General features: G+C 46.7%; 9 protein-coding genes. All 9 read left to right on the top strand.

Going from position 1 to position 10,733, the window contains the following annotated elements; genetic code table 11:
• On the top strand, nt 1-1,356 hold a 1,356-nt coding region (locus NSMM_RS10970), incomplete at its 5' end, for a TIGR03016 family PEP-CTERM system-associated outer membrane protein (RefSeq protein ID WP_090287425.1).
• Between the two features lie 14 nt (nt 1,357-1,370).
• Nucleotides 1,371-2,213, top strand: coding sequence for an XrtA/PEP-CTERM system-associated ATPase (locus tag NSMM_RS10965; protein WP_090287423.1), 843 nt, complete (start codon nt 1,371-1,373; stop codon nt 2,211-2,213).
• A complete protein-coding gene (locus NSMM_RS10960; RefSeq protein ID WP_090287421.1) occupies nt 2,213-3,073 on the top strand; it encodes an XrtA system polysaccharide deacetylase in 861 nt (286 codons plus the stop codon). Before NSMM_RS10965 ends, NSMM_RS10960 begins: the two co-directional genes overlap by 1 nt.
• Nucleotides 3,070-4,149: a FemAB family XrtA/PEP-CTERM system-associated protein gene (locus NSMM_RS10955; RefSeq protein WP_090287419.1), complete on the top strand. Its 1,080-nt coding sequence runs from the start codon at nt 3,070-3,072 to the stop codon at nt 4,147-4,149. Before NSMM_RS10960 ends, NSMM_RS10955 begins: the two co-directional genes overlap by 4 nt.
• A 5-nt stretch (nt 4,150-4,154) precedes the next feature.
• Entirely contained in the window at nt 4,155-5,372 is a 1,218-nt protein-coding gene (locus NSMM_RS10950; RefSeq protein ID WP_090287427.1) for a TIGR03087 family PEP-CTERM/XrtA system glycosyltransferase, read from the top strand.
• Nucleotides 5,373-5,423: 51 nt separating this feature from the next.
• Nucleotides 5,424-6,986 carry an exosortase A gene (gene xrtA, locus NSMM_RS10945; RefSeq protein ID WP_090287417.1) on the top strand — a complete coding sequence of 521 codons (1,563 nt, stop codon included), beginning with the start codon at nt 5,424-5,426 and terminating at the stop codon, nt 6,984-6,986.
• Between the two features lie 31 nt (nt 6,987-7,017).
• The gene (locus tag NSMM_RS10940; RefSeq protein ID WP_090287415.1) at nt 7,018-8,949 is read left to right on the top strand and encodes an XrtA/PEP-CTERM system amidotransferase; all 1,932 of its coding nucleotides are present in this window, start codon (nt 7,018-7,020) and stop codon (nt 8,947-8,949) included.
• A 67-nt stretch (nt 8,950-9,016) separates the two neighbouring features.
• Nucleotides 9,017-10,009 (top strand): polysaccharide deacetylase family protein, encoded by a 993-nt coding sequence (locus NSMM_RS10935; protein ID WP_090287413.1) that lies wholly within the window; start codon nt 9,017-9,019, stop codon nt 10,007-10,009.
• Nucleotides 10,009-10,733, top strand: a 725-nt coding sequence (locus tag NSMM_RS10930; protein ID WP_090287411.1) for a GNAT family N-acetyltransferase, incomplete at its 3' end; no start/stop codon positions are given. The genes NSMM_RS10935 and NSMM_RS10930, both read left to right, overlap by 1 nt.

Raw genomic sequence — 10,733 nt, 5'->3', positions numbered from 1 at the left:
TTTATTACACAGATCAATCCCGGTGTGAGTTTGACTGGTAACGGGCGCCACTTCAACGCCAATGCCAACTATACCCTGAACAATCTGTTTTTTGCGAATAGTGGGCGCACCCTGATTCGGCATCAGTTAAACAGCAACGGAACTACCGAAGTACTCCGAGATCTGTTTTTTGTGGATGGGCGTGCTGCTATTTTACAGCAGAATGCCTTCCTGTTTGGTTCACAAGCGCCGGATAACGCCAATCTGAGTGGAAATACGCGGAATATCCGTACTTGGAGCATCAGCCCCTATGCGCGCCACCGTTTCAAGAATCTGGCTTCTGGCGAGGTTCGCTATGCCCGTAGTGGCGTCAGCTCAAGTCAACGTAATTTTTTCAATAATTCCAGTGATGCTTTCATTGCCTCGCTAAATAGCGGATCGGCATTCAGAACACTTGGCTGGGGCATAAATTATACTCACACAGAAATCAGCCGTAAGCGCGCTGGCATGGATCTGGGAAAAATCGAACTGGAGCGAACAACTGGTACGCTGAGATATGTTGTTACATCTCAGTTCAGCTTAATCGGCACGGGTGGCTATGAACGTAACAGCTTCATATCAATTCGGGGGAAACCATCCAGCCATTTCTGGACAGCAGGCTTCTCCTGGGCGCCAACCCGCAGAACAAACCTCAGCGCGTCGGCTGGTGAGCGTTTCTTTGGAAAGACTTTTTCCGGATCATTCGATCATCGGACTCGCCGTACATTATGGAATGCCAGCTATGTCGAAGATATTACCACGTTTGGTCAACAATCATTGCTTGGTGGTGCAATCCTGGATGCAGGTTCTCTAGGGCAGCTACCGGGTCTCGGTGATAGTACGAACCTACTGAATCAGGGATTACCATTGAATGTCTCCGACCCTAATAATTTCTTGACCAATCGATTGTTTTTACTTAAGCGATTTCAAGCATCGCTAACACTGAATGGACGAAAAAATTCTTTGATTTTTCGGGTATTTACGTTATCTAGAAAATCCTTCAGCCCTGATCAGGAAGATGCAGATCTGATCGGATTACAAAATGCATTACTAACCCGGGATACGAGACAAACGGGTGGCAATGTTTTGTGGAATCATCGCCTGGGTCCACGAACCAATATAAATGTTAATTTTGGTTACACTCAATTTCAGTTCAACGCTACCAGCCAAACAAATGACAATATTATTGCTACGCTGGGGATTAACAAGCAACTGTCTGAAAAAATAAATGCGAGCCTCCTCTATCGCCATCTGCGGCGGTTAACTAAAAACACTAATAATTTCAGCAATGATTTTAGTGCGAACGCTATTACCGCCGCATTAAACATGAATTTCTAAAAAGATCAAACCCTATGTATCTTGATTATTACGGCTTTACCGGCAAACCATTTCAGCTTAAGCCCGATGCAAATTTCTTTTTTGACAGCAAAGGACACAAACGTGCCGCAGCTTATTTGCAATATGGCTTGTCGCAAGAAGATGGCTTTATTATTATTACTGGCGAAGTGGGGGCCGGTAAAACTACGCTGATGCGTCATCTTTTTCAGAATCTTGAGCAGGAAAAAATTGTCGTTGCGCAACTGACCAACACCAATCTAGATGCAGATGATGCGCTGTGCATGGTAGCAGCAGCATTTGGTTTGCCGTATCGCAATCTGTCGAAAGCAGAATTGTTGCTGGAGCTGGAACAGTTTTTACATCAATGCGCGCGGGAGGGAAAACGAGCATTGTTAGTCGTTGATGAAGCACAGAATCTTGGCCAATCAACACTCGAAGAATTACGCATGTTGTCCAATTATCAAACACAAAATCGCCCCTTGCTGCAAACATTTTTGCTGGGCCAGCCTGAATTCCGGAGAACCCTGCTTGGTAGTCACATGCAACAGCTCAGGCAAAGAGTGATTGCCACCTATCATCTTGGGCCACTTGATCAGTCAGAAACCCGGGCATATATTGAACACCGATTGCAAAAAGTTGGCTGGAATGAGAATCCAGCATTTCAGAATGAGATTTTTGATGTAATTCATGAATTTACCGCCGGAATTCCCAGGAGAATCAATCAGTTTTGCGATCGTCTGCTCATCATGGGGTGCCTGGAGGACCTTCAAATTCTTGGTAAAGCTGAAGCACATGAAGTTATGTTGGATATCAAAAAAGAATTTGATATTTCAACTTCAGCAGATCGACTGGATTAATGCCAGTTGCAACAGAATCCATCATGATCAACGCACTGACCATTGATGTTGAAGATTATTTTCAGGTATCGGCTTTTGCTCCTGTTATTGCCAGATCTAGCTGGGAGAGAATGCCATGCCGAGTGGAACGTAATATCGACCGAATTCTGGCATTGCTGGACGAACGCCAGATACACGCAACTTTTTTTACGCTGGGCTGGATAGCAGAACGCTATCCAGCGATGACCAAAAGAATTGTAGATAATGGACACGAACTGGCGAGTCATGGTTATGCCCACCATCGAGTAACCGAGTTAGACCAGAAGCAGTTTCAGAATGATATTGCTCACAGCAAAAAACTGCTTGAGGATATCGGGTCTGTGGCAGTCATTGGCTATCGTGCACCCAGCTTCTCGATCAATGACCAAAACCTATGGGCACTGGACTGTCTTGAAGCGGCAGGTTATCAATATAGTTCCAGCATCTACCCTGTCATACACGATCACTATGGTATGCCTGAAGCACCCCGGTTTGCTTTTCATCCCAGTCAATCTGGACGATTGCTTGAATTACCCGTTACTACCGTGCGCATGCTGGGACGCAATTTTCCAGTTGGTGGTGGTGGCTACTTCCGTTTCTGGCCCTATTTTTTATCTCGCTGGTTTTTGCAAACCGTTAATCAAAATGATCAACAATCAGCCATCTTTTATTTTCACCCTTGGGAGATTGATCCTGACCAGCCGCGAGTGAAAGGGATAGGTTTTAAAACGCGATTCCGGCACTATGTCAACCTGGGGCGGATGGAGGATCGGCTACGCTTATTGACACAACAGTTTGCCTGGGGGCGGATGGATCATATTTTTCTCAAGGATACGGCATGAGTGCGATCAAACTATCTGTGCCTGGTACAAAAAGATCGCTACCAGAGATTTTGTCTCAGGTTTCCATACTGACGCAGGCGCAATACCCCGCCTGGGATGATTTTGTCGTGCGTTGCCCACAGGCCACATTTTTCCATCGTGCTGGTTGGCAACAAATAATGGAACAGGCATTCGGGCATAAAACCTGGTTCCTCTATGCTGAGGAGAATGGCCAGATCCAGGGCGTATTGCCGCTGGTAGAAATCAATAGTCTGCTTTTTGGGCATAGTCTCAGTGCGCTGCCATTCTGTGCGTATGGTGGTATTGCAGCCGTATCCGATAGCGCACACAGCAAACTTGATCAGGCAGCCCAATCTCTGGCAAGCCACCTCAACGTCGATTATCTGGAATACCGCCTGCGCGAACCGCAGCATCCGGGCTGGCCGACCAAAGATATGTACGTTACTTTCCGTAAAGTGATGGATCCTGATGTTGAGCAAAATTTGCTTGCGATTCCCCGCAAACAGAGGGCAATGGTGAGAAAAGGCATCAAACATGGATTGCAGGCTTGTGTGGAACCATCGACGGAACGTTTTTTTACAGCGTATTCCTTCAGCTTGCATCGTCTGGGCACACCAGTTTTTTCCAGGAAATATTTCCGCCTGCTCAAACAGATATTTGGAGAGGATTGTGAAGTAATGGTTATCACTCATGCTGACAAAGTGGTAAGTGCGGTAATGAGTTTCTACTTTCGTGATGAAGTATTGCCATATTATGGCGGAGGAACGGACGCGGCCAGAGACTTGGCGGCCAATGATTTCATGTACTGGGAATTGATGCGAAGCGCCTGTGGGCGTGGTTATCGGATTTTTGATTTCGGACGCAGCAAGCAAGGTACGGGTTCTTACAGTTTTAAAAAAAACTGGGGGTTTGAACCGGAGCAGCTTTATTATGAATATCAGTTACATCGCAAGCAAACCATGCCAGAAATCAATCCGTTAAACCCGAGATATCGGTTATTCATTCAAGCCTGGCAGAAAATGCCACTAGCTTTGGCGAATCTGATTGGTCCCCACATCAACAGAAATCTCGGTTGATCGTGATGCAAGGCCTGCTGTATTTGACACATCGTATTCCCTATCCGCCAAACAAGGGTGACAAGATTCGCTCATTCCACCTCTTGCAACATCTAAGCCAGCGCTATCGGGTTTTTCTCGGGACATTTGTTGATGACGAGCAGGACTGGCAGCACGTGGATAAAGTCAGATCATACTGCGAGGACACTTGTATTGTGGGGATTGATCCACTGGTTGCCCGTGCCAGGAGTGGGTTTGCATTACTGGGTAATGATCCATTGACATTGGCCTATTATCGCAATACAAAATTACAACAATGGGTGGCACAAATTTTTGAACAACGAGCCACGTCGGTCAGCGTCATATTTTCTGCTGCCATGGCGCAATATGTTGATCACAATCAGCATGGCCGACGTATCATTGATTTTGTCGATGTCGATTCTGATAAATGGCGACAATATGCTGTATCAAAACCGTGGCCATTCAGTTGGATTTACCGCCGCGAAGCAGACAGTTTATTCAATTATGAAAGACGTATCGCTAGCGAATTTGATCACGCAACATTTGTTTCCGAAAAGGAGGCATCGTTATTTCGTCAACTTGCCCCGGAATGTGCACAAAAAACGACTTTCTTCAATAACGGCGTTGATACCGATTTTTTTTCACCCAGCCGAGATTATCCCAATCCTTATCCAGTTGAAGCTAAAGTACTGGTTTTTACTGGTGCAATGGACTACTGGGCAAATATTGATGCGGTAGACTGGTTTGCTCGGCATGTACTTCCTGCCATTCGCGCGTATAAGCCGGATACCTGGTTTTATATCGTAGGCGCCAAACCAGGCAAAGCCGTACAGCTGTTAGCAAACTTACCAGGTGTTTGTGTTACCGGCATGGTCGCAGATATTCGGCCCTATTTGCAGCATGCAGCAGCAGCAGTTGCGCCGCTGCGAATCGCCCGCGGCATCCAGAACAAAGTACTAGAAGCAATGGCGATGCAAAAACCGGTTATCGTTTCCTCGCAAGCACTTGAAGGAATTAATGCGGCCCGTGGAAAAGAGTTACTGGTTGCGGATAACGAGACTGAATTCGCTGATCAGGTATTATCGGTTCTGGAGAATGGGAATGAGGTGATTTTAGGCCGGGCTGCCCGTAGCCGGATCATGGCAGATTATACTTGGCATAACAGTCTGTCGCGATTGGATACTATCCTTGAAACAACTTGCGATACTCAAGCTGGACGATAAAAATCCGTTTCTGTTTATTTGGCTAATAGAATTTCTGGAAATCTGCTCACCATGACGACACAAATCGAATTCCCCAATGTTGCGCATGACGAGGTAACCAATAAAGGTATTAGCCTCCTGCTGACATTGGCAGTTATCACGCTGGTTCTGGCTATTTATCATGAAACGGCCTGGTCGATCGTGGAAATCTGGATGCGCTCTGACACTTATGCCCATGGTTTCTTGATCATCCCGTTCAGTCTGTACATGATCTGGAACAGACGAGAGACGCTGAAAACCATACCTGTTCAACCAGATTATCTGCCGCTTTTATTGTTGGTCGGATTAGGATTTGGCTGGTTACTGGCTACGCTTGCCAGTGTTATGATTGTGCAACAATATGTTCTGGTTGCGATGCTGCCAGTGATTGTGTGGGCAATGCTCGGCAGCAAAATTTTTGTTGCAACCATTTTCCCGCTCGCCTATTTGTTATTCGCGGTACCGTTTGGAGACTCCCTCATCCCACCGCTGATCGACTTTACCGCTGATTTTACAGTTGGCGCGCTTCAGCTAACCGGCATTCCTGTTTATCGCGAAGGTAGTTTTTTTAGCATCCCCAGCGGCAACTGGTCAGTGGTCGAAGCCTGCAGCGGCGTGCGTTATCTGATTGCCTCGGTGACATTAGGGACACTCTATGCCTACCTTACCTATCAGAGCCTGAGCAGGCGCATCATATTTATTGTATTGTCGATTATTGTACCGATCATCGCCAACGGTCTACGTGCCTATCTTATTGTTATGACAGGTCACCTCAGCGGCATGACTTTAGCGGTTGGAGTAGATCATCTAATTTATGGCTGGATCTTTTTTGGAATAGTAATGCTGCTGTTATTCTGGGCAGGCTCATTCTGGCGCGAGGATCAGCAACTGATTAAACCGGCTATTCGTACTGGACAAACAGACACTTCTCAATCAAGCGTATCGAGCAAGGCAACGTTGGGAATAGCCGGATTAATTACGGTCATTACTGCAATCTGGCCGTTATATGCGCAGCACTTAAGTACTTCTCTTGACCAGCAGTCAATCCCAACCCTTAATATTATTAATCATTCTGATAAATGGCGGTCTGAAATAGCTCCATTGTCTGACTGGACACCGGTTTATGTGGGCACACCGGTGCAATATATTGGGCATTACAGCAACAATGACCAACATGTCAGCATCTACGTAACTTATTACCGTAACCAGAAACAAGGCAGCGAGCTGATCAATTATGGCAACATCCTGATTGATAGTAACAGCGGCTGGAGTAATGTAGGTAACTCCAAACAAAATATATCCGTGGACAATACTGAGTTAACCGTCACACAGAATCAATTACGTACGCCTACTGACAGACTGTTGACCTGGCGCTGGTGGTGGCTTGGCGATTATGAAACCAGTAATCCCTATATGGTTGAATTTTTAATGGCAATTAGCCAGTTATTTGGGCAAGGAGATGATGGTGCAGAAATCATTATTGCTGCTAATTATGAGATTGATCCACAAGAAGCTATTTTCTCTATGCGTCAGTTTGTTGCGGATATGATGCCAGCGATCAGGGAAGGTCTACATTCAGCAAAAAATCAGAAATAGTGGTGGAATTTATTTCTAACAGGGTGAAAACATGTGTGGCATCGTAGGAATTTTTGATACGCGTGGTGGTGAAATCAACCGCGGATTACTGGAACGGATGAACCAGACTCAGATACATCGCGGGCCTAATGAAGGCGCTATACATATCGAACCTGGTCTAGGTTTAGGACATCGCCGTTTGTCGATCATGGATGTCGCCGGCGGTCAGCAACCGCTGTTCAATGAGGATGGCAGTGTTGTCGTCGTATTTAACGGTGAAATCTATAATTTTCAGACTTTGGTAGCGGAACTGACTGCGCTCGGCCATCAATTTCGTACCCATTGCGATACAGAAGTCATCGTACATGCCTGGGAACAGTGGGGGGAGCGTTGTGTTGATCGCTTCAATGGCATGTTTGCATTTTCCCTGTGGGATCGAAACCGGCAAACGCTTTTTATGGCGCGTGATCGCCTGGGTATCAAGCCTTTTTACTATTCCTTACTGAATAATGGCCTGTTTTTGTTTTCTTCAGAACTCAAAGCATTGCTTGCCTGTTCAGAATTGAACAGAACATTTGACCATCAGGCAATCGAAGAATATTTTGCCTATGGTTATATTCCTGAACCCAGGACAATTTTTAATGGCACTTTCAAACTTAAACCAGGTTATTTCCTGAAACTGACGCGAGGGCAAACTACCATACAGCCTCAGCAGTACTGGGATGTTCCATTTGTTCGTCAGGAAATACAAAGTGAGCAGGAAGTCGAGGAGACGCTCATTGCTCAACTGCGCAAGTCGGTAAACAGTCAATTAATGAGCGAAGTTCCACTGGGCGCCTTTCTCTCCGGAGGCGTGGATTCCAGTGCAGTCGTGGCGATGATGGCTGAAACAACGAATCAGCCGACCAACACCTGCTCGATCGCCTTTCCTGATCCTGCGTTTGATGAGTCAGCATACGCGCAGCAGGTAGCAACACGCTATTCAACACGGCATTTTGTCGAACAGGTCGCGCAGGATGATTTCGAACTGGTTGATCGACTGGCTGCGCTTTATGACGAACCTTTTGCGGACAGCTCCGCCATTCCAACCTACCGTGTGTGCGAGCTGGCTAAAAAACATGTGACAGTTGTGTTATCCGGCGATGGGGGTGATGAAAATTTTGCGGGTTATCGCCGCTACCGATGGCATATGATGGAAGAAAAGTTGCGTACGAAACTTCCACTCGGGTTGCGTCGTCCACTATTTGGAATGCTGGGACAGCTTTACCCCAAAGCCGACTGGGCGCCAAGATTTCTGCGTGCCAAGGCAACGTTTGAATCACTTGCACGCGATTCCGTAGAGGGGTACTTCCACAGCGTATCCATTCTGGGGGATGAACTGCGAGCGCAACTGTTTTCACCCGCGTTTCGCAGCAGCCTGCAAGGCTATCAGGCAGTGGAAGTATTACGGGATTATGCAGCCAACAGTCCAACACAGGATGGATTGTCATTGGTGCAGTATCTGGATATTAAAACCTATCTGGCTGGTGACATCCTCACCAAAGTAGATCGCGCCAGCATGGCACATTCACTGGAAGTGCGTGTGCCACTGCTCGATCATGAACTGGTGGAATGGGTCTCCGGACTGTCACCCTCATTGAAGTTGCGTCAGCAGGAAGGCAAATATATTCTGAAAAAATCGCTGGAAGCGTATTTACCACAGACGGTGTTGTACCGCAATAAAATGGGTTTCGCCGTACCGCTCGCCAGCTGGTTTCGTGGGCCATTGCGTGAGCGTGTACGCGCTGGACTACTGGGCAACACACTTGCTGATACGGGTATCTTTAACATGGCATTTATTAAACAAATGCTCGATCAGCATCAATCCGGGCGCCGTGATTTCAGTGCGCCAATCTGGACACTATTGATGTTTGAATCTTTTTTGCGCAATACTTTTGGTCAGGATAGTGAGTTATCTGCCGGACATCTGCGCAAGGTGGCCTAGTCCGCCTTGCAATTCTTCTACCTTGTTGGTGACCGGTCGTAGGTAACCGTCAGTTAAAGCAATACCCATGCTGAATGTTTTTTTGACAGTCGATACTGAAATATGGCCATACTCCGATGGCTGGCCGGTACGAGCGCTACCAGCAAATAAAACACAGTTTGAAGCTGAAATTGCCGCATGTATATATGGCAAAACTGCAGCGGGTGATTTTGGCCTGCCTTATCAGATCGAACAACTGAATCAACATGGATTAAAAGCAACCTTCTTTCTGGAGCCACTTTTTGCAGATCGTGCTGGCAATCAACATCTTGCCGATATCGTCAATCTCATTCAACACAATGGACAGGAAGTGCAACTGCATCTGCATACCGAATGGCTTAGTGAAATCCATGATCCGACTATCCCTACCCACTTTAAACAATATATGCATCAGTTCACACTGGATGAACAAACTGCATTGATCGCTAAAGGAATGCGCAGCCTGCAAGCCGCTGGTGCAGTAGATTTGCGCGCATTCCGGGCAGGCAGTTATGGCGCAAACCGGGATACCTTGCGCGCAGCCGCAAAAAACGGATTGTCGTTTGATAGCAGCTACAACCCCTGTTATCTGGAGAAGGACTGTCAAATAGACTTGAATCAAACTTTGTTACAACCCTCCAGAATAGAAGGTGTGTGGGAATTTCCCGTCTCTTTTTTCCAAGATTACCCCGGCCATAAACGTCATGCTCAGCTGGCAGCTTGCTCTTTCAATGAAATGAAAACTGCGCTGCTTGATGCGTGGCAAGCAGGCTGGTTTTCGTTTGTAATTGTGCTGCATGGCTTTGAGCTGGTCAAAAACAGAAACCCTGATACGCCTTGTTTGCCGGATAAACGCAACATCGATCGATTTCAGCGTTTGTGCGGTTTTCTTGCCGGGCATACGGATAAATTTTGTACAGCAACTTTTTCCACACTAGACACCTCAACTATTCCGGAAATAAAGGAAGCGGAGATGCTACGTTCCCGTATACGCCATACCGCCTGGCGTTATGCCGAGCAGGCACTGGCACGAATTGCCTGATGGAAAACTGGACTCAACAGCCTGTTCGTTTCACTGCCCGCCTGGGAGAGATGAAGTTTCTCTCGTGGAAATTACCAGGGTATGTGCTAAAAACGCATTTCACTCAATTGCCAACGTACTTAGCGATACCGCCAGCACTTGCGGAATGGTTTTCGCACTCGACTGATGTTGCCGTGATGCGCTCTCATCCTATCGAAGTACCCTTGCCAAGAATAAGTTTGCTGCCGGAAGCGATTCGCTATGTCCCGACAAGCTATCAACGTTATTGGGTAGCGCTAGAGGGAACATTTGATGCATATTTGAAAAAATTTTCCGCCAAATCTAGAAATACTCTCATGCGTAAAATTAAAAAATTTACCGAATTCTGTGGCGGAGAGATCGATTGGCGGGAATACCAGCGACCAGATGAAATGCAGGCGTTTCACCAGTTGGCATTGGCAGTTTCGCAAAAAACCTATCAGGAGCGGTTACTGGATTGCGGCCTGCCAGCAGGCGAGGATTTTCGGGATAGCATAATTGCACTCGCCACAGCAGACAGCGCACGGGGGTATATACTTTTTTACCAGAAAAATCCCATTGCCTATATTTTCTGCCCCATCCAGGAAGGCGTCGCCTTATATGAATACGTAGGGCACGATCCGGAATACCAGCGCTGGTCGCCCGGTACACTATTGCAATATTTTGCCTTGCAAGAGATGTTTGCAGCTGGAAATATAAAAATTTT

Source organism: Nitrosomonas mobilis, from assembly GCF_900103035.1.
GTDB classification, from domain to species: domain Bacteria; phylum Pseudomonadota; class Gammaproteobacteria; order Burkholderiales; family Nitrosomonadaceae; genus Nitrosomonas; species Nitrosomonas mobilis.
The sequence above is the reverse complement of the archived record's forward strand: the minus strand, read 5'-3'. Positions and strand labels throughout refer to the sequence as shown.